Annotated in this window: 23 protein-coding genes; 7 read left to right on the top strand and 16 right to left on the bottom strand. The window is 64.4% G+C overall.

What is annotated here, in order from left to right; genetic code table 11:
* Positions 1-48 precede the first annotated feature (48 nt).
* Together ACIQWO_RS11165 and ACIQWO_RS11160 are read left to right on the top strand one after the other, a co-directional pair.
* Positions 49-1,110, top strand: coding sequence for a Rieske 2Fe-2S domain-containing protein (locus ACIQWO_RS11165; RefSeq protein WP_402823256.1), 1,062 nt, complete (start codon positions 49-51; stop codon positions 1,108-1,110).
* A complete protein-coding gene (locus ACIQWO_RS11160) occupies positions 1,107-2,057 on the top strand; it encodes a PDR/VanB family oxidoreductase (RefSeq protein ID WP_402823253.1) in 951 nt (316 codons plus the stop codon). Before ACIQWO_RS11165 ends, ACIQWO_RS11160 begins: the two co-directional genes overlap by 4 nt.
* A gap of 82 nt (positions 2,058-2,139) precedes the next feature.
* Here the strand turns inward: ACIQWO_RS11160 and ACIQWO_RS11155 are convergent, their stop codons facing one another.
* From ACIQWO_RS11155 to mdlC, 3 genes are all read right to left on the bottom strand, one after another.
* Positions 2,140-3,513: an MFS transporter gene (locus tag ACIQWO_RS11155; RefSeq protein WP_402823250.1), complete on the bottom strand. Its 1,374-nt coding sequence runs from the start codon at positions 3,511-3,513 to the stop codon at positions 2,140-2,142.
* Between the two features lie 65 nt (positions 3,514-3,578).
* Complete coding sequence (locus ACIQWO_RS11150) at positions 3,579-5,048, bottom strand: aldehyde dehydrogenase (RefSeq protein ID WP_402823247.1); 1,470 nt, start codon at positions 5,046-5,048, stop codon at positions 3,579-3,581.
* 70 nt (positions 5,049-5,118) lie between these two features.
* Positions 5,119-6,747, bottom strand: a complete 1,629-nt coding sequence (gene mdlC / locus ACIQWO_RS11145; RefSeq protein ID WP_402823244.1) for a benzoylformate decarboxylase — start codon at positions 6,745-6,747, stop codon at positions 5,119-5,121.
* Positions 6,748-6,990: 243 nt separating this feature from the next.
* On the opposite strand from mdlC, the gene ACIQWO_RS11140 reads away from it, so the two are divergent.
* Positions 6,991-7,896 (top strand): LysR family transcriptional regulator, encoded by a 906-nt coding sequence (locus ACIQWO_RS11140; RefSeq protein ID WP_402823241.1) that lies wholly within the window; start codon positions 6,991-6,993, stop codon positions 7,894-7,896.
* Positions 7,897-7,906: 10 nt separating this feature from the next.
* On the opposite strand, the gene ACIQWO_RS11135 is transcribed toward ACIQWO_RS11140, so the two are convergent.
* Both ACIQWO_RS11135 and argB read right to left on the bottom strand, forming a co-directional pair.
* Positions 7,907-8,605, bottom strand: coding sequence for a diphthine--ammonia ligase (locus tag ACIQWO_RS11135; protein WP_402823238.1), 699 nt, complete (start codon positions 8,603-8,605; stop codon positions 7,907-7,909).
* 112 nt (positions 8,606-8,717) lie between these two features.
* Complete coding sequence (argB, locus tag ACIQWO_RS11130; RefSeq protein ID WP_150663922.1) at positions 8,718-9,623, bottom strand: acetylglutamate kinase; 906 nt, start codon at positions 9,621-9,623, stop codon at positions 8,718-8,720.
* Between the two features lie 456 nt (positions 9,624-10,079).
* Here argB and ACIQWO_RS11125 point away from each other — a divergent pair, with 456 nt between their 5' ends.
* On the top strand, positions 10,080-10,358 hold the full coding sequence (locus ACIQWO_RS11125; protein WP_402823234.1) for a hypothetical protein: 279 nt from the start codon (positions 10,080-10,082) through the stop codon (positions 10,356-10,358).
* An 11-nt stretch (positions 10,359-10,369) separates the two neighbouring features.
* On the opposite strand, the gene ACIQWO_RS11120 is transcribed toward ACIQWO_RS11125, so the two are convergent.
* Positions 10,370-10,870: a copper chaperone PCu(A)C gene (locus ACIQWO_RS11120; protein WP_402823231.1), complete on the bottom strand. Its 501-nt coding sequence runs from the start codon at positions 10,868-10,870 to the stop codon at positions 10,370-10,372.
* A gap of 268 nt (positions 10,871-11,138) precedes the next feature.
* Between ACIQWO_RS11120 and ACIQWO_RS11115 the strand changes: the two genes are divergently transcribed.
* Both ACIQWO_RS11115 and ACIQWO_RS11110 read left to right on the top strand, forming a co-directional pair.
* Positions 11,139-12,407 carry an ATP-binding protein gene (locus tag ACIQWO_RS11115; RefSeq protein WP_402823228.1) on the top strand — a complete coding sequence of 423 codons (1,269 nt, stop codon included), beginning with the start codon at positions 11,139-11,141 and terminating at the stop codon, positions 12,405-12,407.
* Positions 12,404-12,946, top strand: coding sequence for a response regulator transcription factor (locus ACIQWO_RS11110; protein ID WP_039394779.1), 543 nt, complete (start codon positions 12,404-12,406; stop codon positions 12,944-12,946). Before ACIQWO_RS11115 ends, ACIQWO_RS11110 begins: the two co-directional genes overlap by 4 nt.
* A 64-nt stretch (positions 12,947-13,010) precedes the next feature.
* On the opposite strand, the gene hslU is transcribed toward ACIQWO_RS11110, so the two are convergent.
* The 7 genes from hslU to ACIQWO_RS11075 all read right to left on the bottom strand — a co-directional run bounded on the left by hslU (position 13,011) and on the right by ACIQWO_RS11075 (position 20,915).
* Positions 13,011-14,369 carry an ATP-dependent protease ATPase subunit HslU gene (gene hslU / locus ACIQWO_RS11105; protein ID WP_402823224.1) on the bottom strand — a complete coding sequence of 453 codons (1,359 nt, stop codon included), beginning with the start codon at positions 14,367-14,369 and terminating at the stop codon, positions 13,011-13,013.
* 131 nt (positions 14,370-14,500) lie between these two features.
* A complete protein-coding gene (hslV, locus tag ACIQWO_RS11100; protein WP_039394773.1) occupies positions 14,501-15,052 on the bottom strand; it encodes an ATP-dependent protease subunit HslV in 552 nt (183 codons plus the stop codon).
* 328 nt (positions 15,053-15,380) lie between these two features.
* Positions 15,381-17,561: a TonB-dependent receptor gene (locus ACIQWO_RS11095; protein ID WP_402823221.1), complete on the bottom strand. Its 2,181-nt coding sequence runs from the start codon at positions 17,559-17,561 to the stop codon at positions 15,381-15,383.
* 211 nt (positions 17,562-17,772) lie between these two features.
* Entirely contained in the window at positions 17,773-18,231 is a 459-nt protein-coding gene (locus ACIQWO_RS11090; RefSeq protein WP_402823218.1) for a hypothetical protein, read from the bottom strand.
* A 238-nt stretch (positions 18,232-18,469) separates the two neighbouring features.
* Entirely contained in the window at positions 18,470-18,889 is a 420-nt protein-coding gene (dksA, locus tag ACIQWO_RS11085; RefSeq protein WP_039401961.1) for an RNA polymerase-binding protein DksA, read from the bottom strand.
* 390 nt (positions 18,890-19,279) lie between these two features.
* Entirely contained in the window at positions 19,280-20,359 is a 1,080-nt protein-coding gene (locus ACIQWO_RS11080; RefSeq protein ID WP_402823215.1) for a CobW family GTP-binding protein, read from the bottom strand.
* Between the two features lie 61 nt (positions 20,360-20,420).
* Entirely contained in the window at positions 20,421-20,915 is a 495-nt protein-coding gene (locus ACIQWO_RS11075; RefSeq protein WP_046290399.1) for a Fur family transcriptional regulator, read from the bottom strand.
* A 189-nt stretch (positions 20,916-21,104) separates the two neighbouring features.
* Between ACIQWO_RS11075 and ACIQWO_RS11070 the strand changes: the two genes are divergently transcribed.
* The gene (locus tag ACIQWO_RS11070) at positions 21,105-21,977 is read left to right on the top strand and encodes a DMT family transporter (protein WP_402823211.1); all 873 of its coding nucleotides are present in this window, start codon (positions 21,105-21,107) and stop codon (positions 21,975-21,977) included.
* 36 nt (positions 21,978-22,013) lie between these two features.
* Here ACIQWO_RS11070 and ACIQWO_RS11065 read toward each other — a convergent pair whose 3' ends face one another.
* The 3 genes from ACIQWO_RS11065 to ACIQWO_RS11055 all read right to left on the bottom strand — a co-directional run bounded on the left by ACIQWO_RS11065 (position 22,014) and on the right by ACIQWO_RS11055 (position 25,143).
* A complete protein-coding gene (locus ACIQWO_RS11065; RefSeq protein ID WP_402823208.1) occupies positions 22,014-23,228 on the bottom strand; it encodes a class I SAM-dependent rRNA methyltransferase in 1,215 nt (404 codons plus the stop codon).
* 228 nt (positions 23,229-23,456) lie between these two features.
* A complete protein-coding gene (xerC, locus tag ACIQWO_RS11060) occupies positions 23,457-24,473 on the bottom strand; it encodes a tyrosine recombinase XerC (protein ID WP_402823205.1) in 1,017 nt (338 codons plus the stop codon).
* A gap of 1 nt (position 24,474) precedes the next feature.
* Positions 24,475-25,143 carry a DUF484 family protein gene (locus ACIQWO_RS11055; RefSeq protein WP_039394754.1) on the bottom strand — a complete coding sequence of 223 codons (669 nt, stop codon included), beginning with the start codon at positions 25,141-25,143 and terminating at the stop codon, positions 24,475-24,477.
* Between the last annotated feature and the right edge of the window lie 133 nt (positions 25,144-25,276).

The raw sequence follows: 25,276 nt of genomic DNA, 5'->3' as shown, positions 1-25,276 counted from the left end.
AGTGCGCCAAACCCTCCATACGAAGGCGCACCAAGGAGACAAACGATCATGTTCCTCAAAAACACCTGGTACGTCGCATGCACGGCCGACGAGTTCGCCGAGAAGCCCCTGGGCCGCAAGGTCTGCAACGAAGCGATGGTGTTCTTCCGCGACGGCAACGGTAAAGTCGCCGCCCTCGAAGACTTCTGTCCGCATCGCGGCGCAGCGCTGTCGCTCGGCTTCGTCAAGGACGGCCACCTCGTGTGCGGCTATCACGGCCTGACCGTGGACGGCGGCGGCAAGTGCACGAAGATGGTCGGTCAGCGCGTCGGCGGCTTTCCGAAGACGCGCTCGTTCCCTTGCGTCGAGCGCTATGGCTTCGTGTGGGTCTGGCCGGGCGACGAAGCCCTGGCGAACCCCGATGAGATCCCGCATCTGGAATGGGCCGTGAGTGAGAAGTGGGCATACGGCGGCGGTCTGTATCACATCAAGTGCGACTATCGCCTGATGATCGACAACCTGATGGACCTGACGCACGAGACCTACGTGCACGCAACGAGCATCGGTCAGGAAGAGATCGAAGAGGCGCCGCCGAAGACGACCGTCGAAGGCGACATGGTCATCACGGCGCGCCACATGGAGAACATCAAGGCACCGCCGTTCTGGGCGAGCGCACTGCGTGCCAATGGTCTCGACGACCAGGTGCCGTGCGACCGCTGGCAGGTCTGCCGTTTCACGCCGCCGAGTCACGTGATGATCGAAGTCGGTGTCGCACATGCGGGTCATGGCGGCTACGACGCCCCCGCCGACAAGAAGGCGGGCAGCATCGTCGTCGACTTCATCACGCCGGAAACCGATGAATCGATCTGGTACTTCTGGGGCATGGCGCGCAACTTCAAGCCGGAAGACGCCGAGCTGACGGCCGCCATCAAGCGCGGACAGGGCGGCATCTTCGCCGAAGACCAGGAAGTGCTCGAAGCGCAGCAGCGCAATCTGTCGGCGTATCCCGAGAAGAAGATTCTCAAGCTGAACATCGACGCGGGTGGCGTGCAGTCGCGCAAGGTGCTCGACCGTCTGATCGATGCCGAGCGCGCGGGTACCGCGACCGGCGGCGTGGAGAACGCAGCATGAAAGTCCGGCTGGCGAACAAGCGCGATGTCGCGACCGACATCTGCGAATTCGAACTGGTGAGTGTCGACGGCAGCGCGCTGCCCGACTTCACTGCCGGGGCGCACATCGACGTGCATGTGGCCGATGGCCTCATCCGTCAGTACTCGCTGTGCAATGCCCCCGGCGAGACGCAGCGCTACTGCGTGGGCGTGCTGCGCGATCCGCAATCGCGCGGCGGCTCCGTGGGCATGCATGCATTGACCGTCGGCACCGAGATCGAGATCAGCGCCCCGCGTAATCACTTCCCGCTCGCGGATGCCGCGAAGCACAGCATTCTGCTCGCGGGCGGCATCGGTGTAACGCCGATCCTCTGCATGGCCGAAGCGCTGGCGGCGAGTGGTGCGTCGTTTGAAGTGCACTATTGCACGCGTGAACCTGCGCGGACGGCGTTTCGCGATCGCTTTGCGAGCGTTGGCATCGCCGACAAAACGCAGTTCTACTTCGACAGCGAAGGCGCGCGCGCGGATCTCGACGCGATTCTCGCGCAGCCGTCCGGCGACAAGCATCTGTACGTGTGCGGCCCGGCCGGTTTCATCGACGCCGTACTGGCCCGCGCCGAAGCGGCGCAATGGCCCGAAGGCAACGTGCATCGCGAGTACTTCGCCGCGCCGGTGTCGGCCAACACCGACGGCGAAGGCGACCAGCCGTTTCAGGTCAAGCTGCATTCGAGCGGTCGCCTGATCGACGTGAAAGTTGGCGAGACCATCGTCGCCGCGCTCGCCGCACAAGGTGTCGAAGTGCAGATGTCGTGCGAGCAAGGCGTGTGCGGCACGTGCCTCACGCGTGTCGTCGACGGCACGCCCGACCATCGCGACGTCTATCTCACCGACGACGAACGCGCCGCCAACGATCAGATCCTGCCATGCTGCTCGCGCAGCAAGTCGCCTGTGCTGGTGCTCGATCTCTGATCGAAATCGTCCCGTAAAAAGCCAACAGCCCCGCATCGTCATCCGAGCGGGGCTGTTCGTTTTCATCGATGGCTAACGCGCGTTACATCACCCGATGCCGCGTCTCGCGCACGAGCACCGTCGAGATCAGCGCCATCGCTGCGAGCACGAGGAAGTAGACGATCACGGGCCAGATCTGACCGTGACTCCATGCCAGCAGACTTGCCGCGATCATCGGTGCGAGACCGCCACCGAGCACCGTCCCGATCTGCTTGCCGAGCGACACGCCTGAGAAACGCACGCGCGTATCGAACAACTCCGAGAAGAAGCTGCCTTCCGGACCGAACATCATCGGGTGGATGATGCCCGCGCCGATCACGATGGTGCACACGACAAGCGCCGTCTCCTTGCTGCCCATCATCAGGAAGAACGGATAGATGAAAAGCGCCGTGGCAGCGAGTCCCATCAGGAACATCGGACGACGTCCGAGTTTGTCCGACATCATGCCGAACGCGGGAATCGTGAGCATGGCGAGGATGTTCGCGTACAACACGCCGTCGGCCATCACGTTGCGCGGTAGGCCGAGCGTCTTGGTGCCGTACGAGAGCGAGAAGATCGCGACCAGATAGAAGAAGCTCGTCTCGGCCAGGCAGATGAAGAACGTGACGAGCGTCGGACGCCAGTAATGCGTGAGCACCTCGGCCACCGGCACTTTCGCGATGTCGCGATGCTGCTCAGCCGCCTTGAACGTCGGCGACTCCTCGACCTTCAGGCGCACGTAGGTGCCGAGCGCCACCAGCAGCAGACTCACGAGGAACGGCAGACGCCAGCCCCATGACAGCAAGTCCTCTTCCGGCAGACGGGTGATGAGCACGATGGCGAGCGATGCACCGACAATCGATGTCGGCCCGGCCGCCTGAATCAGCCCGCCGAAGAGACCGCGCAAGTGCGCAGGCGCGCCTTCCACCGTCATCAACAACCCGCCAACGGATTCACCACCGAGCGCGAAGCCTTGAATGAAGCGCAACGTCACAAGCATGATGGGCGCCCACATGCCGACCATTGCGTAAGTGGGCAGCAGGCCGATGAGCGTGGTCGCCACCCCCATCAGAATCAGTGTGAACAACAGAATCGACTTGCGTCCGATGCGGTCGCCGAAGTGACCGAAGACGATGCCGCCGATAGGTCGCGCGAGGAAGCCGACGGCGAAGGTGGCGAACACCGCGATCATGCCCGTCATCGAATCGAGCTGCGGGAAGAACAGCCGGTCGAACACGATGGGCGCGAGAAAGCCGTAGACGAAAAAGTCGTACCACTCGATAGCGGTGCCGAAGCAGCTCGCCGCGACCACGCGACCGAAGTTAGGGGCGGCGGCAGGTCCGGCCGAGGCTTCGGTTGCATGCGGCTGACCGGAGGCAGTGGACGCAGCGGATGCAGCGCTCACCCCCGCAGGGGCGGTTTCAAACGGTTGTGACACGGTTGTCTCCTCCGGCCGTCTATTCCGGTCTCCCGGCTGCGGCGGTATGGTGGTCTTACGTAACGTCAGAACGGGTAATGACGCGGGGTGGTCTGCACCGTCATCCAGCGCAGATCGGTGAACTCGTGAACGCCTGCTTTGCCGCCGAAGCGTCCCCAGCCGCTCGACTTCACACCGCCGAACGGCATCTGCGCTTCGTCGTGCACGGTGGGGCCGTTGATATGGCAGATGCCCGACTCGATGCGCTTGGCCACGCCCATCGCACGCGCAATGTCGCGACTGAACACGGCGGACGACAAGCCGTATGCGTTGTCGTTGGCGCAGGCGATGGCGGCTTCGTCGTCCTTCACGCGCACGATCCCTTTGACCGGACCGAACGACTCTTCCGCGTAGATCGCCATGTCCGGCGTGACGTGGTCGAGCAGCGTCGCGGGCATGAGCGTGGTCTCCGCGCGGCCGCCGCACAGCAGCTTCGCGCCCTTGGCGAGCGCGTCGTCGATCAACGCGTTGCACCGCTCGACCGTGGCCATGTCGATCACCGAACCGAGGACGACCGGACCTTTGCGCGGGTCGCCGAGCGGCAGCGAGCGTGCCTTGGCAGCAAGCTTGTCGACGAAGGCATCGGCAATCGACTCGGCCACGACGATGCGCTCCGTCGACATGCAGATCTGACCGGAGTTGGCGAACGCGCCGAACGCCACGCCGTTCACTGCGTCATCGAGAACGGCGTCGTCCAGCACGAGGCACGGCGCTTTGCCGCCCAATTCCAGCACGGCCGGTTTGAGGTGTTCGGCGCAAAGGCCCGCGATGATGCGCCCCACGCGCGTGGAGCCGGTGAAGTTCACACGACGCACGGCCGGTTCGGCAATCAGCGCTTCGACGATAGCGCCCGCGTCCTTCGGTGCGTTGGTGATGAAGTTCACGACGCCCGGCGGCAAACCGGCTTCATCCAGCGCGTCGGCAATCAGCCCGTGCGTGGCCGGACACAATTCCGAGCCCTTGAACACGACGGTGTTGCCGCAAGCGAGCGGCAGTGCCAGCGCGCGCACGCCGAGAATCACCGGCGCGTTCCACGGTGCGATGCCCAGCACCACGCCTGCGGCCTGACGCACGCCCATCGCGAGATTGCCCGGCAAATCCGACGGAATGATCTCGCCCGCGATCTGAGTCGTCATGGCGGCAGCTTCGCGCAGCCCCTGTGCGGCGAGGTGGACGTTGAAACCGGCCCACAGACCGGACGCCCCCGTCTCCGCCGCCATCGCGGCTTGAAACTGTTCGACCTTCGCTTCGAGTTGGTCGGCGGCCTTCATCAACAGCGCACGACGCTCGCCCGGACCGGTGTTCGACCAAGCGGGGAATGCGTCCCACGCGGCACGCACCGCCGCGCGGGCATCTTCGACGGTGGCTGCCGGGGCGCGCGATGCGACGCCGCCGTCGAGCGGATTGCGTCGCTCGAACGTTGCACCGTGGGTGGCGCTGACGCGCTTGCCAGCGATCAGCATCGTGAGGGCTTGCGGATCTTGTTGGATGGACATGGTTTGACGTCTCCTTAATTCGTTGTGGGTCGCGCGATGCCGTCTCGAGATGGCACGCTGTCGCCGTGCATCATGCCACCACGAGTTCGACGAGACGCGTCTCGCCGCTGGCAAGGGCGTGCGACAAGACGTCGCGCAACTCGCTGCCTTGCTCCACGCGTTGCGCACGCAGGCCCATGCCTTCGGCCATACGGACAAAGTCGAGATCGGGCAAATCGGTGCCCTGCACGGGGTCTTTCGGACCGAAACCGAACGACGGCGCGAAATCCTGCAACGCGGCGTAGCGTCGATTGTTCAGGATGACGAAGGTAATCGGCAGGCGCGCCTGCGCAGCGCTCCACAGCGCCTGAATCGAGTACATCGCCGAGCCGTCGCCGATCAGACCGATGATGCGGCGTCCCGGATTCGCCATCGCCACGCCGACGGCCGCAGGCATCGAATAGCCCAGACCGCCGCTGTTCATCGTGTAGAACGTGCCCGGCAGCGTGAACGGCAGGTATTGCTGCATCACCGAGCGCGCGCTCGGGGCTTCCTCTACGACGATGTCCTGCGCGTCACGCACTTCGGCGAGCGTTTGCAGCGCGAAAGCTGTCGTCATCGGCTCCCCCGGAGCGTTCGTCGTGGCCACTGGCGGCACGGCGCGCGCAGGCGGCTCAGCCCGCTCGTTCGGCACATCACGCGCGAGCAGCGCTTCCACGCCCAGACGCACGTTGCCCACGACCGACGCGCCGACCGGCGTCCACGCGGCAACGCCCGGGTCTTCGACCAACTGGAACAGCGACGCGCCCACCGGCACGTGCGGGCCAGCGCCTTCCACGTGATAGGTGAACGCAGGTGCGCCGATCACCAGAATCAGATCGTGCCCGCCGAGCAAGCCGACGATCTTCTCGCGCATCGGCGGCAGGAAACCCGCGAACAGACGATGGTCTTCCGGGAACGCGCAGCGGGCGCACATCGGCGCCGTGAAGACGCGCGCATTGTGACGCTCGGCAAGGGCGACCACGGCGTCGAAAGCCCCCGCACGATCGATCGACGAGCCGACAACGAATGCCGGACGCTCGCAGGCATCGAGCGCCGCCGCGAGTTGTGCAAGCGCGACCGGGTCGGCCTGCACCCGCGTGCTCACCTGACGCGGCGGCAGCGCCTCGGCCGGGCGATCCCAGTCGTCCACCGGAATCGACACGAACACCGGCCCCTTCGGCTCCTGCATGGCGATGTGATAGGCGCGGGCGAGCGCCAGCGGTACGTCTTCGGCGCGCGCCGGTTCCAGACTGAATTTGACGTACGGCTGCGGCAGTTCGGTCGCCCGCACGGACGCGAGGAACGGATCGAACGGCAGGATCGAGCGGGCTTGCTGACCGGCCGTCACGATGAGCGGCGTCTGATTCTTGTACGCGGTGAAGATGTTGCCCATCGCGTTGCCGACACCGGCGGCGGAATGCAGATTGATGAACGCTGCGTTGCCGGTGGCCTGCGCGTAACCGTCCGCCATGCCGACGACAACCGCCTCCTGCAATCCCAGCACGTACTCGAAGTCTTCGGGGAAGTCGCGGAACAGCGGCAGTTCCGTCGACCCCGGATTGGCGAAGACCTTGGTCATGCCGTGGCGGCGCATCAGGTCGATGACGACTTCACGCACGGTGAGTGTGTCGGCGGTGCCAGCGGGCTGACCGGCGCGAAGTTCTCGGCTGTCTTTCATGGATTCGGTTGTCTCGTGCTGCCGTCGACGCGCAGGCGTGACGGCATGGTTCTGGTGGTGGCTCGCAACGTTCTCACGTGAGTGATCGGGTGAGCGATTTTGCGAGTATAGGCAGACGATATATGCACCGGAATTGCTTTTACGTGCCGAAGTCATTACGCTTTTGCATGACTTTGCACTGCTGGTTTATCGCGTCATCCTTCGGTCGGTGTCATCTCAACTCCGGGAGTTCCGTCGTCCGCCATGAGCCTCAATCTTCAGCAACTGCGCGCCTTCACGACCATCGTCGCGACCGGCAGTCTGGGGCGCGCCGCCACGGAACTGCACCTCACGCAGCCCGCGCTCAGCCGCACGATCAAGCGTCTCGAAACGGATCTGGGTGCGCCGTTGTTCGAGCGTCATAGCAAAGGGATGGAGCTGACGGCGTTCGGGCAGGCGCTGCTGCCGCACGCGATGCTGCTGGCGCGCGAAGCCGAACACGCGCGCGAGGAGATCGACGCGTTGCGCGGCCTCGCCAAAGGCACGATCAAGGTCGGCGCGGTCGGCGCCATCGCGAGCCACGTGCTGCCGCTCGCCGTCGACCGGGTGCTCACGCGCTGGCCGAATTTGCGCGTGGAAATCATAGAAGGGGTATGGGACCGGCTGGCGCAGGGACTCATGCGTCACGAGATCGATCTGGCGCTATCGACCGTCGCACCGGACACCGACGACATCGTCGCCGTCCCCGATTGCCACTGGGAAGACGACAGTTATGTGGTTGCGCGGTGTGACCATCCGTTGCGACAGCGAAAGACAATCACGCTCGCCGACACGCTTGAAGAGCGCTGGGCGATTCCGCCGCGCGGCACTGCGCCCTACGCCCATATGCAAAGCGTGTTCGCCGCGCACGGGCTGGGATTGCCGAACATCGTCGTGGAGACGCGCTCCGTGCCAGTGCTCAAGAGCATGGTCGCGCGATGCGGCTTTCTGACGTGGATGCCCGAGCCGATGTATGACGTCGAAGCGCAGGCGCGCGTGATGGACACACTGCCGATTGCCACCGTGCGTGCCACGCGCACGCTCACCGCCTTCCGACGTCGTCATGGCATTCTGCCGAGCCCCGCCGCCAAGCTGCTCGACGAGCTACGGAAGCTGACTGCGCCGGATTGAACCAACATCCTCAAGCGTCAGTGCTGACGATATGCGCGCGGTGGTACGGCGTGCCGCCGTACTCCTTGGGACCATGAATCGTCTCGACGCGCTCGATGCGCCACGGCACCGGCTGCGCAAAGCGCGGGCCGTCGTAGGCGAAGGTGTGGAATTCGCCGTTCTCACCGCAGGCGTCGACACCTTCAGGCAGATCGGCCAGCAGCGACGCGTCGTACTCACGGCCGACGAATTCCGGCCCGAGGTGCCGCCCGTCCACACACACGATCACCGCGCGATATCCCAGCGAGATGAACTCGTGCGCAAGCGTGAGACGTTCGCGCTGCCAGAGCGGCAACACCGCCGTCATGCCCGCCGCCGCGCACACCTTTTCCTCCCAGTCGCGATGCGGCTGAAGATCGATGTCGCCGAACAGTCCGTGCGTGACGCCCTCCGCGCGCATCGCCTGCAACCGCGCGACGAACGTCGCTTCGTACTCACGCCAGCCCGCCTGACCGACGTCGAGCGCGATGCCGAGCGCGTCGGCCTGTGCCTGCATCAACTCGCGCGGCAAACCGTGCGAGCGCGAGCTGTCGCCCGTCTCGTCGAACATCGCCAGCAGACGCCGCACGTCGTAATGCGGCTCACCGCCGGTATCGCACGACATCGCGTGATGCAGGGCAAGGCAGGAATCCTTGCCGCCACTCCAGGAAAAGAAGGCAGGTGTCGACATGGTGTCTTGTGGGGTTGAGGGTGGGATTGCACGCTCACTGGATGGCGCACAAATGCAAAGCGGACCCCGAAGGGTCCGCCGCTTGACTCAGTCTGTCGTCATGACGTCCGGCTCAGTGCGAGCGGATCATCGTGCCGAACGGCTGCTCCGTCAGAATCTCCAGCAGCACCGAGTGTTCGATGCGGCCGTCGACGATGTGCACCGACTTCACGCCACTCTTCGCCGCGTCGAGCGCCGACGAGATCTTCGGCAGCATGCCGCCCGAGATCGTGCCGTCTGCGAACAGGTCGTCGATCTCGCGGGCCGACAGGTCGGTCAGCAGATTGCCGTCCTTGTCCATCACGCCCGGGATGTTGGTCATCATCACCAGCTTCTCGGCGCCCAGCACCGTGGCAAGCTTGCCCGCGACGAGGTCGGCATTGATGTTGTACGCCTGACCGTCTTCGCCCACGCCGATCGGCGAGATCACCGGGATGAAGGCGTCGTCCTGAAGGGCGCGCACGACGGCCGGGTTGATCGAATCCACTTCACCGACGTAGCCGATGTCCAGGAACTGACCGGCGTTCTCGCGATCCGGCAGCATCATCTTGCGGGCGTTGATCAGGCCGCCGTCCTTGCCGGTGAGACCCACCGCCTGGCCGCCGTACTCGTTGATCAGCATGACGATGTCCTGTTGGACTTCACCGCCAAGCACCCACTCGACGACTTCCATCGTCTCTTCGTCGGTCACGCGCATGCCCTGGATGAACGTGCCCTGCTTACCGATCTTCTTGAGCGCCTGATCGATCTGCGGGCCACCACCGTGCACCACCACCGGATTGATGCCGACGAGCTTGAGCAAAATGACGTCGCGCGCGAAACCGCGCTTCAATCGCTCTTCGGTCATGGCGTTGCCGCCGTATTTGATGACCACGGTCTTCCCGTGATACTTGCGGATATACGGCATCGCCTCAGCCAGAATTTCAGCCTTGAGAGCGGGTGCGATGTCGTCGATGGAATTCAGTTGCAGATCGGACATGGCAGGAAGGTTCTTCTCACAAATGGAGCAGGTGGACCAGGAAACACGGCGAATTGTACAGCCAAGAAGCCTTGGCGTGCGGGGGTTTGACGGGTTTCGGAAGGGTCTGCCCCTTGCATCGGCAAAAGCCCGTGGCTACCCTTCCCCACAGGTCGGTCCGCAAACGCAAAAGCGGCGATTTTCGCCCCGTCAGCGGCATAGCGCCGTTCGTGCGTATCACCCCTTTCACTTATTAAAGGACGCCCGTCAGTGGCCGATTTTTACCGTGTCCCTTCTCTGCCCCGCTAGCCACCCGGTTTGCGCGCCGTGCCCCGGCGCGTGTGGCCGGTCGATGACAGCGTCCGTGCTGTTGCAGTTGTACAACTGGCAGGCGGCCATGCGCGGCGACGCGTCTCTCACAGGACGGAAATCGCCGGGCGATGCAGGGGATTTGGGTGACGCCGACCGGGGGTGCCGATGACCGTCGACGTGAACACTGAGCCGGTCGATCCGTCGCGCTGCCCGCAGTGCGGCACAGTCGTGGCGTGTGGGGCTGTCGCGTTGGGAAGCGGAAAGACGGGAAGCGACGGCGCAGCGGACGAGGTGCAATGTTGGTGCCTCGACTGGCCGCGCCTGCCTGCGTCCACCCGGCTAGGCGTGGGGGCTTGCCTCTGCCCGGCCTGCCTGCGCGCAGCGCTCGTCGCCGCTGGCGTGCCGGTCGACGGCACCGCCGCCGATCCGGACACCTCTCTCTAGAGACGCGACGCTTACTGACTGTGTGCGCCGTGTGCCATGCCAGCCATGCCGCCACCGGCCGGAGCTGCCGCCGTCAGGTCACGCACGGTGGCCTTCACCAGTTGCTCGGACGTCTTGTGATCGGCCGTCTCGAACTTCAACGTCACCGGCACAGTGTCGCCCGTCTTGAGCGGCCCCTTCAGATCCGTGAGCATGATGTGATAGCTGCCCGGCTTGAGCGCCACCGGCTTGTTGGCCTCCAGCGGCAATCCCTTGGGCAGGGCGCGCATCTTCATCACCGTGCCTTCGAGCTTCATTTCATGCACTTCGGCGTTCGCGGCAACGGGGGTGCTCACGCTGAGCAGCGTGGTCGCCTGATGTGCCTGGAGCGTCATGTAGACGGCCGACGACGTCTGACCCGGGACCGTACCGCGCGCCCACGCGTCGGACACGTCCACCTGCGACTGCGCGAAGACCGAGGCCGACGCCATGCCAAGACTGAATGCGGCCGCCACCAAAAGCTTGTGCTTCATGCAAACTCCTTTTTGTTGTCGACGGGCTGATGAATGACGAGCGTCGATTAAGCCTGCCCGACGCCGGTCCATCCCAATCCATGTCTGTCTTTCGGATGAAGACATTGCGCGGCGAGATGTCGCGCAAAACGTGAACGACCATTGTAGTCTTGCGTCGGTAAAAGCGCGTGCCGCCCGTGCAATACCCAGCCTCAGACCGATGCGGCAGAGTGTCGCAGCGCCCCGCAACGCCGGATGGCGCGTGACCCGGACTTGGTACACTTGTCGTATGACTCATTTTCCCATCGAGCGAACGAACGTCGTCCAGCTTTTCTGGCTGCGCTGTCTGGCCATCGTCGGCCAGTTGGCGACCATCGGCGTCGCGCAACTCTGGTTAGGCGTGCGGCTTCCGCTGGAGCCGATGCTTACCATCGTCGCGCTCGAAGTGCTGTTCAACGTGCTCACGTGGATACGTGCCCGACGCGGTGTCGAACGCGCCAAGCGTCGCACCGATCTCGATCTGATGAGCCAGTTGCTGGTCGATCTGGCCGCGCTCACAGCGCTGCTGTTCTTCTCCGGCGGCGCGACCAACCCCTTCGTCTCGCTGTTCCTGCCCGGCCTGGCCATTGCCGCTGCCGTGCTGCCGTGGCGCAATGCGTCGCAACTGGCGCTGCTCTCGCTCGTCGCCTACGGCGCGCTGAACTTCCAGTATGTGCCGCTCGATCTCGCCGATCCCGGCAACCTGCTACGTCTGCATCTTGCCGGGATGTGGGTGAACTTCGTGGTCAGCGTGCTGGTGATCGCGTGGTTCGTCTCGCGCATGTCGCGCGCCCTGCGCGCCCGCGACGCGCAACTCGCCCGCGCCGAACAGCGTCTGTTGCGCGACGAACGGATGGCCGCGCTCGGTGCGCAGGCTGCGAGCGTCGCACACGAGCTCGGCACGCCGCTCTCGACGATGGCCGTGGTCGTCGGCGAGCTTCGCAGCGAGAGTCTGGGCAACGACGCGCTCAAGTCGTTCGAACCCGATCTGCAAACGCTGGAGCAACAGATCGCGCTGTGCAAGAGCGCGATCGGCCATGTGCAGATGCGCGCGGCAGCCCCCGTGCGTCAGGCGATGGCGGAATGGTTGCCCGCGTTCACTACGCAGTGGCGCTTGCGTCATCCGCAGGTGCAATTTCAGCTGCACGTGCCGCCGGAATTGACCACGCGCATCGAAGACACCGTGCAGGTCGGGCAGATCCTGACGATCCTGCTCGATAACGCGGCGTACTTCAGTCCGTCGTCGGTCACGCTCGACGTGGCCGCCACGCCCGACGACGTACGCTTCACCGTTTGCGACGAAGGCCCCGGCATGACCGCCGAGCTGCGCACCCGGCTGGGCAACTCGCCCGTCATGAGCACGCACGGCGGACACGGCATGGGGCTGTATCTCGCCTTTGCCAGCGCGCAACGTCTCGGCGGCGACATCACCCTCACCCCCAACATGCCGCAAGGCACGCGCGCCGAATTGCGCCTGCCGATGGCCACTTTCTTCTTCGGTTCGCGGAGTCAGACATGAACGCCTCCCACTTCCTTCTTATCGACGACGATGTCGTTTTCGCCGAAACGCTCGCGCGTGCACTGACGCGTCGCGGCTACGACGTGCAGATCGCTGCCGACAGCGCCGCCGCCTTGCTCGCGGCCCGCACGCGTCAGTTCGATCTCATCTCGGTCGACCTGCATCTCGGCCACGATTCCGGCCTGCCGCTCATCGCGCCGCTGCGCGCGCTGCAACCGAAAGCCCGCATGCTGGTGCTGACCGGTTACGCGAGCATCGCCACCGCCGTGCAAGCCGTGAAGGACGGTGCAGACAACTATCTGGCCAAGCCAGCGAATGCCGACACGATCCTTGCCTCGCTGCGCAGCGACGCGAGCGAAACGCAGGCGGACGAAGCCATCGAAAACCCGTCGCCGCTGTCGGTCGCGCGACTGGAGTGGGAACACATTCAGCGCGTGCTCGCCGAGCACAACGGCAACATCTCGGCGACCGCCCGCGCGCTGAACATGCACCGACGCACGCTGCAGCGCAAACTGCTCAAGCGACCGGTCAAGCAGTAAGCCAGCCACAGAAAAGAAAAAAGGCCCCGAGGGGCCTTTTTTCATGGTGCAGCGATAACGACGCTTACAGCACGTAGCGCGACAGATCTTCGTTCTGCGCCACCTCTTCCAGGAAGCGGTTCACGTACTCGGTGTTGATCGTGACCACTTGGTTGGACTGCTTGCCTGCGCTGTACGAAATGTCTTCGAGCAACTTTTCGATGACGGTGTACAGACGGCGTGCGCCGATGTTCTCCGTCTTCTCGTTGACCGAGAACGCAATCTCCGCGAGACGCTTGATGCCGTCCGGTGCGAATTCGAGCGTCACGTCTTCGGTCGCCAGCAACGCCTGATACTGCTTCACGAGGCTCGCGTCGGTCTGCGTGAGAATCGCTTCGAAGTCTTCGACCGACAGCGATTCGAGTTCGACGCGAATCGGGAAGCGGCCTTGCAGTTCCGGAATCAGATCGCTCGGCTTGGCCAGATGGAACGCACCGCTCGCAATGAACAGAATGTGGTCCGTCTTGATCATGCCGAACTTCGTGCTCACGGTCGTGCCTTCGACCAGCGGCAGCAGATCGCGCTGCACGCCCTGACGCGAGACGTCGCCGCCACCCACTTCACTACGCGTGGCGATCTTGTCGATCTCGTCGAGGAACACAATGCCGTTCTGCTCGACGTTGCGCAGCGCCAGTTGCTTGACCTCTTCGTCATTGAGCATCTTCGATGCTTCTTCGTCGGTCAGGATCTTGAGCGCGTCCTTGATCTTGAGCTTCTGACGCTTCTTCTTCTGGTTACCCAGATTCGCGAACATGCCCTTAATCTGCTCGGTCATTTCTTCCATGCCCGGCGGACCCATGATTTCCATGCCCTGCACCGGGATCTCGACTTCGAGTTCGATTTCCTTGTCGTCGAGCGCACCTTCGCGCAGACGCTTGCGGAAAGTCTGACGCGTGGCGTTATCTTCGCCGCCCGGCTCCGCTTCCACCGACGCCGAACCGAAACGAATATCGCGCGACGATTCGCGGCCCGTCGGCAACAGCAGATCGAGAATGCGGTCCTCGGCGCGATCTTCGGCCTTGGTGCGCACCTTCTTCATTTCCGCTTCGCGCGTTTGCTTGATCGCGATTTCCGCGAGGTCGCGCACGATGCTGTCCACGTCGCGGCCCACATAGCCGACTTCGGTGAACTTGGTGGCTTCGACCTTGATGAACGGCGCGTCGGCGAGTTTGGCCAGACGGCGGGCGATTTCGGTCTTGCCGACGCCCGTCGGTCCGATCATCAGAATGTTCTTCGGCGTGATTTCCTGACGCAGAGGATCGGCCACCTGCTGACGACGCCAGCGGTTGCGCAACGCCACCGCAACAGCCTTCTTGGCCTTGTGCTGGCCGATGATGTGTTTGTCGAGTTCCGAAACGATCTCGGAGGGGGTCATATGGGTCATGACGTTCGCCAGATTAGGGGTTCGCAAGGAGGGCGACGCCCGGCCGGACGGCTGTCGATACCCCGATCAGCCACCGGCCGGCAGAGCGTGCCGCAGGAGTCCACCTGCTGCGGCACGTACGTCGTCCGTCGTTACTTCGCTGCCTTGGGCGGCAGCGATTCGATGATGTGATTGTCGTTGGTGTAGATGCACATTTCGCCCGCGATCGTCAGCGCCTTCTTGACGATCTCGGCCGGCGTCAGATCGGTATTCTCGACCAGCGCGCGTGCTGCCGCCTGTGCGTACGAGCCGCCCGAACCGATGGCCGCCACACCGCCCTCCGGATCGAGCACATCGCCGTTACCGGTGATGACCAGCGTCGTTTCCGCGTCGGCGACGATCATCATCGCTTCGAGGCGGCGCAGCATACGATCGGTACGCCAGTCCTTCGCGAGTTCGACGGCCGAGCGCGTGAGGTGCCCCTGATGCTTCTGGAGCTTCGCCTCGAAACGATCGAGCAGCGAGAACGCGTCTGCGGTGGCGCCCGCAAAACCGACCATGACCTTGCCGTCATAGATCGTGCGAACCTTGCGCGCCGTCCCCTTCATCACGATGTTGCCGAGCGTGACCTGTCCGTCACCGCCAAGCGCGACCTGATCGCCGCGCCGAACGGAGACGATGGTGGTGCCGTGATATTGCTCCATGCCTGTTCCTTTTCGGGGGGCGACATGCGCCCCGTAACGATTGGCCCGGACGTCGCGTCCATCACCGCCGAACAGCCCTTGAACTGCGGTCGGATCGGTGACGACGCGCCCTGCCGGGCGAGACGTGACTGTAGTTTAGGGCAATCGAAAGAATATCAAGAGGCGTCGACGGCATCGCGCAAGACGTGCCGTCGACCACAGGCCGATGCCGCGCGAAGCGGCATGGATCGTGACATTCGCGCGGCGTTACACCGCACGAATTGGGAGCTACGAAACAATTTCTCGGAAATTGCCTCGATTTTGCGGAACGCTCAGCGCGTCACGCCGCTTAGAACGTTGTGCGCAACCCCACGCGAACGGCACGGCCGCCCTGCGGCGCAATGTCGCGCAGCACCGAACTCGCGAGACGCACTTCCTGATTGGTCAGGTTCTCGCCCTTCAGATAAGCCAGCCACTGCGCACCGCCCGCCTTGAACTGATACGTGAGTGCAGCGCCCAGCGTGGTGTAGCCGTTCGTCGTCAGATCGTTGGACGGGACACGTCCCTGATTACTCGCGTGCACCACTTCCAAACGTGCGCCCCAGTGGCCCAGTCCATAGATCACCGCCGCCGTCAGACGCAACGGCGCGATACGCGGCAGCGGTTCGCCAGTGTCGCGATTGCGGCCGATGGTGTAGTCGCCGCGCAGTTCGACGTCGACATCGCCGTAGCCCTGCCACACGCGCGCACGGCCCTGCGCTTCGAAGCCGTAGAGGTCGGCAGGCACCCCGGCGTACTGATACACCGGCAGCGGCTTCTCTTCGCCTTCCACCGTCTGCCCCGTGTTGTTCAGCGCGTTGAAGTTCGAGAAGCGGCTGTAGAACACGCCCACGCTGCCCTTGTTGGGGCCGTTCTCGTAGCGCAGCGCCAGATCGGTCGAGAAGGCCTTTTCCATCTTCGCCTGCGCGTTGCCGATCTCGTACACGCCGGTCGCGAGGTGCGGGCCGTTCGCGTACAGCTCGTAGAACGTCGGTGCGCGCTCGGTGTATGAGGTGTTCACCGCCACCGACCATGCCGGTGCCAGCGCGAACACCGCGCCTGCCGAGACGCTGCCCGGCGTGAAGTTACGCGATGGCAGGTTCTCGAAGCGCTCGTTGCCGCCCGAACTCGGCTTCACGCTGGAATGCTCGATGCGCGCGCCGAACGAAAGCTTCACGGCCTGATTGACGGCCCACTCTTCGAGCGCGAACAGCGCCACGTTGGTGGTGTCGCTCTTCGGCACAAACGCTTCTTCGCCGAGCGCGGAGAACGTGTTCTGCGAGAACTGCACACCAACCGCGCCTTCGAGCGGTCCGATCTTCGCGTGACGCGCTTCGATGCGTCCTTCGTAGCCGTGGTTCTTGAACGTCGTACCCGTCACACCGTTCTCGATTTCCTTGTGTTCGTAGTCGGTGTAGCCGAAGTCGAACTTGAACGCCGTGAACGGGCCGCTCAGGTTACGCACCTCACTTGCGAGTGCGAGACGTTGCTGGCGCAGACGAATGCGCGTGTTCTCTTCGGCGACGGTGCCGTAATCGGAGTCGTAACCGGAGTAGGACAGCCCGGCGTAGCCGTTGGCCCACGTCCAGGAAGCCCCCGCAGCCGCGCCGCTGGTCTGGCCGTCGCTATTGGGCAAAGTGCCTGACGGTTGCTTCGTGTCTTCGTCGTCGCGTGCGCGTTGCTGCGCCGAACGGGCGAAGCCGGGAATACGCAGGTCGGCGCTCTTGCGCGCAAAGCCGTCGACGTGGAATGCGAACTGGCCGTTGCCGAATTCGAGCTGTGCGGCACCTGCGCGCTCGCGGTTCGCACCGCCGTAGTTGAAGTCGGTCGCGCCGGAAATGCCGTTGAGTGCTTCGCGGGGAATGCGGTTGTCGATGGTATTGACCACACCGCCGACGGCGTTGCCGCCATAGAGCAGCGCCGCCGGGCCGCGCACGATTTCCACGCGCTCGATGGAGAGCGGGTCCTGCGCCACGGCGTGATCGTAGGAGAGCGACGAGGCATCGAGCGAGGCCGTGCCGTTTTGCAACACGCGAATGCGGTCGCCGTCGAGTCCGCGAATGATCGGGCGGTTGACGTTCGGGCCGTACGACGTGGCCGACACACCGGGCAGGCCGTCCAGCGTCTCGCCCAGCGTGGAGGCGCGGCGCAGTGCCAGCGCGCGACCGTCGAGTTCCGTGAGCGGGGCGGCGAGATCAGCGGCGGCGCGACCCAGCGGGTTGCCCGTGACGAACGTGACGGGCAACGCAGCTTCCGGCGCGGCCGGGGGGGTGGACGGTGCTGCGGCGACTGCCGGAGCGTCCGTCGACGCTTCCGCTGCCTGCACGGACAGGCTGGTGATCGCGAAGGCGCTAAAGGCGAGCGCCGCCGCCAGCGGCAGCGGAGCGAGTCGGGACGGCGTGCGGCGGAGTGCCGCGGATGCCACTTCTGAAGTCAGGGCGAGCGAGGTCGTCGCGCGTTGACGCGCGACGCGAAGGGAAGAGATGGCCATGTCGGTCTTGTGCTTGTATTCGGTCTGATGGGGCCGGGGGCCCGTGTATCGGCGCAGCATCGAGACGAATGGACGTGCGGCAACCGTCTGGCGGCGCAGATCGGCGTGCGTGCAGGTGGGAATTCGTCAGATGTGCGCGAAGGCAATGCGAATGCGCCGACCGCACGTCTCAGACGAAGGGTCAACGATTCACAAGGCTATGCGCGGAGATTCAGACCAAGACGGGCGGAGCGCGGGAGTCAAACGGCAGAACGACGGCGCTCGCATGGCTTCGTCCGTTGACCTGCAACGGGGCGTGCGTCGGGTCGGCGTCGCCTGCCCATTGGAGGACCGCCACGGCCATCGCAGCCGCGAGCGTCGCCCCTTCGAAGAGATGGCAATGATGGTGGTGGGTGCCGAAACTGGTGTGCGTCGTGCGCGCCGATTGCACGGACCAGTCGGCAGCGACGGCGTCGTCTGCGGTGTCGCCGTCGTCGTCATCGGCGACAACGTTGGAGGTATCGGCCGCGCTCGTTGCCGCGAGTGCGCCGCTACGCCCGGACGTGTGTTGCCCGATGCCGGACAATTCGCGCGCGTGTGCAATCTCATGTTGCAGGCCCCACATCTGCACGCAGAGCAGTGCGGTGATGAGCCAGACGATCCATCCGCTGCGGCCACGACCAACGCGCATGCGCGTTCGCGCACGCCACGGGCGAGAGTCGGAGTCGATGGACGGCATGAGTGACATGAATTGCAACTGAGTTGCAATTCTGCCATAAAGTGACGTCCCCCGCGAGCCTTATGACGGATAGCGGCTGGGGGACGACGGCCGCGAAAGAAAAAAGGCATGTCGCGAAGACATGCCTTTGATCGATTCAGGCCACCGGGCACCGCCACCGCGCGGTTGCCGGGGGCCGGCTGGCCGACGATCAGTCGCCGAACAGCTTTTGACGCAGTTCGCGACGCTCTTGTGCTTCGAGCGACAGCGTTGCCGTCGGGCGGGCGAGCAGACGCGGCACGCCGATCGGCTCACCGGTTTCTTCGCACCAGCCATAATCGCCGGAATCGATGCGGGCGAGCGACTGCTGGACCTTCTTCAGCAGCTTGCGTTCGCGATCGCGAGTGCGCAGCTCGAGCGCGTGTTCCTCTTCGATGGTCGCGCGGTCGGCCGGATCCGGAACCACCACGGTTTCCCGCAGGTTCTCGGTCGTCTGCCCGGCGTTACGCAGAATTTCGGCTTGCAGCTCTTCCAGACGATTCTTGAAGAATTCGAGTTGAGCCGCATTCATGTAGTCCTTGTCGGACATCTTCAGAATTTCGGCCTCGGTCAAAAGTCGTTGCTTGCTCATGGGTTTCTGTGGCGTCTCTTTCGGATGATCCGGCGATGCCCCTGTAGCGGGTGGCACGTCTTGCTTACCGGCAATGCCGCGGGCGGCTTCTTGGGTTACTTTCCTGCCGGACGATTTGGGCGGCGCCTTCTTGGCGGCGGCCTCGTCGCCCGTCTTCGATTTGCCTGCTGGAGCACGCTTGGCGCCCGCTTCCGGCACCGGTTCAGACCGGCGCGTGGGGCGTGCGGTGGCAGTCTTGCGAGAGGCGGTGGCCATGACGGTGCTCCCCTGCCTACCCCCCGGAATGCCGCGTCGATTCGCTGGCGGCGGTCCCAGTGGGCAGGTATTGTAACCGAATCGTTCGACAGTCCCGATTAAGGGCTTTCCCGTCATCGGATTCGGCGATTCCGCTCAGACCAGACAGCGTTCCAGCCCTTGCAGGATGATGTCTTTCGGCAGTTCCGCGCCAATGAACACCATCTTGGTGTTCGGCGTCTCGCCAGGTTGCCACTTCGTGCCCACGTCGCTACCCATCATCTGGTGAACGCCCTGGAACACGACCCGGCGGTCGATACCGCGCATGTTTAATACGCCTTTATAACGCAATAAGCGTTCGCCGTACACCTGTAGGATGCTCCCGAGGAAATCCTCCAGCTTGGCCGGATCGAATTGTTTTTCGCTGCGGAAGACGAACGACTTGATGGCGTCGTCGTGATGCGCGTGATGGTGGTGGTGAGCGTGCCCGTGCTCGTGGCCTTCGTGGTCGCACTTCCCATGGTCATGGTCGCAGTGCGAATGATCGTGGTCGTGGTCATGGCCGTGATCGTGCGCATGCTCGTCGGCGGCCAGGAAGTCCGGATCGATGTCGAGCTTGTCGTTCAGGTTGAAACCGTGGATGTCGAAGATCTGCTTCAGATCGGCCTGACCGAAGTCCACCACCTGCTGCGGCGCACGGGGATTCATGTGCGCGAGACGGTGCTTCAGGTCGTCGACGGCGTCCGGCGTCACCAGATCGGCCTTGGTGATGAACAGACGGTCGGCGAACCCCACCTGACGCTGCACCACTTCGTGCTGATCGAGCTGCTGCTGGCCGTGCTTGGCGTCGACCAGCGTGATGATGGCGTCCAGACGGTAGGTGTCGGCCACTTCGTCGTCGATGAAGAAGGTCTGCGCCACCGGGCCGGGGTTCGCCAGGCCGGTCGTCTCGATGACCACGCGGTCGAACTGGATCGAACCGGCGTCGCGCTGGCTGTTCAGATCGGACAGCGCCTGCACCAGGTCGCCACGGATCGTGCAGCAGATGCAGCCATTGCTCATCTGCACGATCTGCTCGGCGTTTTCCTGCACGAGGATGTCGTTGTCGATGTTCTCTTCACCGAATTCGTTTTCGATGACGGCGATCTTCATGCCGTGCGCTTCGGTCAGGATGCGCTTGAGCAGCGTGGTTTTACCGCTGCCGAGAAAGCCGGTCAGGATGGTGACGGGAGTCATGAATGCAATGTCCTGTGATGATGCGACGCTTCGGAATGCGCCGGCGGCGGCGTGTGCCGTGTCAGTTGGTGGCGCCCGCGCATTGGGCGCAGGTGCCATGAATCAGCAGCTCGACCTGTTCGCCCACGAAACCCTTGGGCAGGCGCTTGAGTTCGCGCTCACTCAATTGGGGATGCTGGGGCCAATCGTCAAGACAAAAAGTTCGATGGCAGCGTACACAGCGGAAATGACCGTGCTGCGTATGCGGACGCGGCGCGCTCGCACGCTCGGGATCGACGTGCTCGGCCATGACGAAGCGGAAGATTCGGTCGTCGCCCGCCTGCTTGATCGCCCAGCCCTGCGCGACCAGCCAGTCGAGGACGCGGTAGGCCGTCACGCGGTCGAGCGGATCGGCGTCGGTGGCCAGATCGGCCAGCACTTCCTGATGAGTGAGCGGGCGGCCTGCCTTGAGCAGCAAGGCCAGCACACGCACACGCCCCGAAGTCACGCGGCCCGATTGCTCCTGCAAGCTCGCACGGGCAGCTTCCAGATACGGTTGTAATTGAGTAAGGCTCATGAATCGATTTAAGCACAGCGCCGTCAGCGCTGCAACCGAGTTGCAAATTGGTCCAAACAGCCCCGCTGTTGCCCAATTCCACGTGGGAAAGGCGGGATATTAGCCGACGAATAGGATGAGATTGGGTCGACGTGACGGGAAGTAAACGGGCAATGCGTCATACAATTGACACAAAAAACACCCTTCGTCATGTCGCTCACCGCCCTCGCCCTCGTCGTCACCGCCGCGTTTCTGCATGCCACCTGGAATTTCGTCGCCAAGCGCATCGATACGCGCGAAGGCGGTGGCCCGCAGTTGGTCTTCCTCTACGCCCTGCTGACGGTCGTGATCTACACGCCGCTGGCGTTGTATTTCCTCGCGGGACAAGCCAGTTGGCCGTCAGCGCTCGGCTGGGGGGTCATCACCGTCAGCGCCCTGTTGCATTACGGCTACACCCTGGTCTTGCAGCGCGGCTACCGTGTGGGCGATCTCTCGGTCGTCTACCCGCTCGCACGCGGCACCGGCCCGTTGCTGTCGTCCATCGGCGCCATCGTGTTGCTGGGCGAACGCCCGGGCTGGCTGGCGCTCGTGGGCATCGGGCTGGTCGTGTGTGGCGTGCTCGTGATCGCCGGTGGCGAACGCCTGTTCCGGCGCGGCAGCATGCACGCGGGCGCAGGCTGGGGCGTGCTGACGGGCGGATTCATTGCGGCGTATACGCTGGCGGATGCTTACGCCATCCGCACCCTGATGCTCGCACCGCTCGTCTACTACTACCTGGAAAACGTGCTGCGGGTCGTGTTGTCCGCGCCGACGGCCTTCGCCCGTCCGGCCCGCATCGCGGTGCTGTGGCAGGCCAACTGGCGCAAGATCCTGATCATTTCCACGATCTCGCCGATGTCCTACTTCCTGATCCTGACGGCGCTCAAATACGCGCCCGTCTCGCACGTCGCCCCGGCGCGGGAGATGTCGATGATGGTCGCCGCGCTGCTCGGCGTGCGGGTGCTGGGAGAGGGAGAGATGCACCGCCGCGTGGGCGGTGCCGTACTGATCGCCTTGGGTGTGGTCGGTCTGACGCTGGGCTGATGCCCGTCGGATGGTCCACCTCGCAAAAGCAAGCACTTACATACGTTGCAACCAAAGTCCCTTGAGGTATTCGCCTTCGGGGAATTGCGTGAGCATCGGGTGATCCATGCCAGCCGACAGGCGACGCAGGATACGCGCGTCGACACCGGCATCGACGGCCGCACCGGCCACGATCTTCTGGAACAGATCGGCATCGATCGCGCCCGAGCATGAGTAGGTGAGCAACTGACCGCCCGGACGCAGCAGACGGAAGCCCGCCATGTTGATGTCCTTATACGCACGCGCAGCGCGGTCCACGTGATGGGCCGACGGTGCGAACTTCGGCGGGTCGAGCACGATCATGTCGAACGTACGGCCTTCTTCGCGCAACGCACGCAGCGTCTTGAAGACGTCCGCATCGCGCCACTCGGCACGGGCGGCGTCGAAACCGTTCAGTTCGACGTTGCGCGCGCCAATCGCCAGCGCCTCACCCGACGAATCGATCGACAGCACGCTCTGCGCGCCACCTGCGAGTGCCGCCAGCGAGAAGCCGCCGGTGTAGCAGAAGCAGTTCAGCACGTCACGGCCCTTGGCCTGTTGCTGAACGAGCCGACGGTTGTCGCGCTGGTCGACGTAGAAGCCGGTCTTGTGACCGTTACGCACGTCGACGTAATACTTCACGCCGTTTTCATGGGTCGTCAGCGACTCGGGGGCTTCGGGCGGCTCGGCCCCGGCCAGCACGCCGGTGATGCTCGGCAGCCCTTCGCGCTCGCGCACCGCCGCGTCGGAACGCTCATAGACGTTCGCGCAGCCGGTCGCCCCCACGAGCGCCTTGGTAATGGCGTCCTTCCAGGCTTCGACACCCGCCGCCATGAACTGGCAGACGAGCTGATCGGTCTCCGGCTGGCCCGGCGCGGACTGATAACGGTCGACGATCAGGCCCGGCAGGCCGTCGGCCTCGCCGAAGAGCAGACGCGTCGCGCCCGTGTCGTGCACCATCTCTTCGCGGTACGCCAGTGCCGCCGACACGCGACGCTTGAAGAATGCGTGATCGACCGGCTCGTTTTCGTTGAACGTCCACACGCGGGCGCGGATGGCCGAGACCGGGCTGAACGCGGCGCGCGCGAGGAAACGGCCGTCTGCGGCCCGCACCACGACCGTGGCACCGGAGGCCGGATTGCCGTCCACACGCGCCACGGCGGTGGCGTAAATCCAGGGGTGACGGCGCAGCAAGGACTTTTCTTTGCCGGGCTTGAGGGTCAAGGTATTCATGCGGGACGGACCAACGGTTGCATTCGGGGTGACGGGCAAGTCTCGCGGCACGGCAGGCGGGCCGGATCGGGATCGGCCACACGCGGGAGGCATCCGGCGCACGGACGGCACAACGCACAACGTGCGGGACTTGCTGGGGAAGGACGCGATTCTACACCGACTCGGCGCGCACGCCGTAAAGCGCCTCGTCTGCCCGGTGCGACATCGGAGCCGACACGATGGCAAGGATCAGGGCTTCTTACGTGAGCGCGGATGCGCCTGATCGTAGACCTTGGCGAGGTGCTGGAAATCGAGCTTCGTGTAGATCTGCGTCGTCGAAATATTGCTGTGGCCGAGCATTTCCTGCACGGCCCGAAGATCGCCGGACGATTGGAGCACATGCGTCGCGAACGAGTGACGCAACATGTGCGGATGCACGTGCGTGGGCAGTCCGGCAGCCAGCGCGTGACGCTCCAGCCCCTGCTGCACCGCGCGCGCCCCGATGCGCTTGCCGCGCGCCGACAGGAACAGGGCGTGCGGCTCGGCCGATGCCAGCGGCGCACGCATCTCCAGCCATTGCGCCAACGCCTGCGCCGCCTTCTCGCCCACCGGCACGCGACGCCGCTTGTTGCCCTTCCCCGTCACGACGACCTCGCGCTCTGACAGATCCAGCCAGCTCGCAGAGCGGTAGCCGTCGGCCTCGACGTAACGATGATCGAGCCCCGTCAGCTCCGACAGACGCAGGCCCGACGAATAGAGCAGTTCAAACATCGCCCGGTTGCGCACGGCCTCGGCTGACGTGCCCGTCGCGAACTCGACGAGCGCCGACGCCTGATCGGGCGACAGTGCCTTGGGCAACGGTTTGGGTTGTTTGGGTGCGCGTACGCCTTCGACGGGATTCGCGGCGAGCGCGGTGCGTTGGGCGAGCCACGCGAAGTAGCCGCGCCAGGCGGAGAGCTTGCGGGCAATCGAGCGGCCGACGAGTCCCTCGCTATGCAGCTTCATCACGAAGCGGCGGATGTCGCCGTGTTGCAGCGATTCGAGTGCACGGCCGCTCGCGAGACGCTGCAACTGACGCAGGTCACGCGTGTAGTTTTCCAGGGTGAGCGCCGCGAGCTTGCGCTCGCTGGACAGCGACGTCAGATAGGTGCGGATGCCCGGCTCAAGTGGCGGCTCAGGAGATGCGTCAGCGGACGACTGAGGCGACGCATTGCTCGCCGCCCTGCTCGTCCCCTTCCCCTTGCCAGCCGAAGCTCCCGAGCGCATCTCAGTCGTCGGCGCGCAGCTTGCCGAGGGCAGCACCGGCCAGTTCGCCGATCTGCGTGAGGAAATCGGTCGCCATGCCTTCGTGGAAGCGGCGCGCGTCTTCCGAGCCCATGACGAGCAGGCCGAAGACCGGGCCGTCGGTCACTTGCGGGTCGCGCAACGCGAGCAGTGCGACCGAGGCGGGATCGCTCGGCGCACCCAGCCATGTCACCGCTTCGAAGCCGGTGTTCGCGCCGCAGTACGGCGTGACCAGGCTCGTCGCGAAAATCTTCACTTCCTCGCTGACGCTGCGGGCGAACTCGGCCGGTTGATACGGCGCGGCCACGTTCCACAGACGCACGGCCGCGAACGGCACATTGAAGACGTCGCGCAGGCCACGGGCAATCGCCTCGGGCAGCGCATGCGGGTCACGCTCGCCGAGCAGACCGAGGGTCCAGCGGTGCAGCTTGCCCGAGATATCGTCGTTTTCGTGGCCGTAGCGCATCAGTTCGGCGAGGCGTCGCTCGATCTGCTTGGTCTTCTCGCGCTGCATCTCGATCTGACGCTCCTGCAACGACACCGCCCGCTGGCCGTGCGGGCTGGTGAGCCGCACGCCTGCCAGCAATTCGGCATGGCGCTCGAAGAAGTCGGGATGCGCAATCAGGTATTCCGCAATATCTCGGTCGTTCATGAATGTCCGTCTGCTGTTCGTCAACTGCCGCCTGTCGTGCCTTGTCTTCGTTGCTCCGAACACAAGGGTGACGGGCGGCCGCCTGGGTCGCTAAATCAGAATCCGTCTGAAACCAATGCCATGCTGCCTGCCC

The sequence above is a fragment of the Pandoraea sp. NPDC090278 genome (genome assembly GCF_044772185.1).
Classification (GTDB): Bacteria; Pseudomonadota; Gammaproteobacteria; order Burkholderiales; family Burkholderiaceae; genus Pandoraea.
Note: the sequence above shows the minus strand (reverse complement) of the source record. Positions and strands in the feature narration are given on the sequence as shown.

What these genes read in the sequence shown, in the direction of transcription:
- ACIQWO_RS11070 (WP_402823211.1), top strand. Translation starts at nt 21,105, where the DNA reads ATGTCGCTCACCGCCCTCGCCCTCGTCGTCACCGCCGCGTTTCTGCAT.
- ACIQWO_RS11165 (WP_402823256.1), top strand. Translation starts at nt 49, where the DNA reads ATGTTCCTCAAAAACACCTGGTACGTCGCATGCACGGCCGACGAGTTC.
- xerC (WP_402823205.1), bottom strand. Translation starts at nt 24,473, where the DNA reads ATGCGCTCGGGAGCTTCGGCTGGCAAGGGGAAGGGGACGAGCAGGGCG.
- hslU (WP_402823224.1), bottom strand. Translation starts at nt 14,369, where the DNA reads ATGACCCATATGACCCCCTCCGAGATCGTTTCGGAACTCGACAAACAC.
- argB (WP_150663922.1), bottom strand. Translation starts at nt 9,623, where the DNA reads ATGTCCGATCTGCAACTGAATTCCATCGACGACATCGCACCCGCTCTC.
- ACIQWO_RS11150 (WP_402823247.1), bottom strand. Translation starts at nt 5,048, where the DNA reads ATGTCCATCCAACAAGATCCGCAAGCCCTCACGATGCTGATCGCTGGC.
- ACIQWO_RS11140 (WP_402823241.1), top strand. Translation starts at nt 6,991, where the DNA reads ATGAGCCTCAATCTTCAGCAACTGCGCGCCTTCACGACCATCGTCGCG.
- ACIQWO_RS11055 (WP_039394754.1), bottom strand. Translation starts at nt 25,143, where the DNA reads ATGAACGACCGAGATATTGCGGAATACCTGATTGCGCATCCCGACTTC.
- ACIQWO_RS11075 (WP_046290399.1), bottom strand. Translation starts at nt 20,915, where the DNA reads ATGAGCCTTACTCAATTACAACCGTATCTGGAAGCTGCCCGTGCGAGC.
- ACIQWO_RS11065 (WP_402823208.1), bottom strand. Translation starts at nt 23,228, where the DNA reads ATGAATACCTTGACCCTCAAGCCCGGCAAAGAAAAGTCCTTGCTGCGC.
- ACIQWO_RS11080 (WP_402823215.1), bottom strand. Translation starts at nt 20,359, where the DNA reads ATGACTCCCGTCACCATCCTGACCGGCTTTCTCGGCAGCGGTAAAACC.
- ACIQWO_RS11110 (WP_039394779.1), top strand. Translation starts at nt 12,404, where the DNA reads ATGAACGCCTCCCACTTCCTTCTTATCGACGACGATGTCGTTTTCGCC.
- mdlC (WP_402823244.1), bottom strand. Translation starts at nt 6,747, where the DNA reads ATGAAAGACAGCCGAGAACTTCGCGCCGGTCAGCCCGCTGGCACCGCC.
- ACIQWO_RS11095 (WP_402823221.1), bottom strand. Translation starts at nt 17,561, where the DNA reads ATGGCCATCTCTTCCCTTCGCGTCGCGCGTCAACGCGCGACGACCTCG.
- ACIQWO_RS11160 (WP_402823253.1), top strand. Translation starts at nt 1,107, where the DNA reads ATGAAAGTCCGGCTGGCGAACAAGCGCGATGTCGCGACCGACATCTGC.
- ACIQWO_RS11115 (WP_402823228.1), top strand. Translation starts at nt 11,139, where the DNA reads ATGACTCATTTTCCCATCGAGCGAACGAACGTCGTCCAGCTTTTCTGG.
- dksA (WP_039401961.1), bottom strand. Translation starts at nt 18,889, where the DNA reads ATGAGCAAGCAACGACTTTTGACCGAGGCCGAAATTCTGAAGATGTCC.
- ACIQWO_RS11090 (WP_402823218.1), bottom strand. Translation starts at nt 18,231, where the DNA reads ATGCGCGTTGGTCGTGGCCGCAGCGGATGGATCGTCTGGCTCATCACC.
- ACIQWO_RS11135 (WP_402823238.1), bottom strand. Translation starts at nt 8,605, where the DNA reads ATGTCGACACCTGCCTTCTTTTCCTGGAGTGGCGGCAAGGATTCCTGC.
- hslV (WP_039394773.1), bottom strand. Translation starts at nt 15,052, where the DNA reads ATGGAGCAATATCACGGCACCACCATCGTCTCCGTTCGGCGCGGCGAT.
- ACIQWO_RS11125 (WP_402823234.1), top strand. Translation starts at nt 10,080, where the DNA reads ATGACCGTCGACGTGAACACTGAGCCGGTCGATCCGTCGCGCTGCCCG.
- ACIQWO_RS11120 (WP_402823231.1), bottom strand. Translation starts at nt 10,870, where the DNA reads ATGAAGCACAAGCTTTTGGTGGCGGCCGCATTCAGTCTTGGCATGGCG.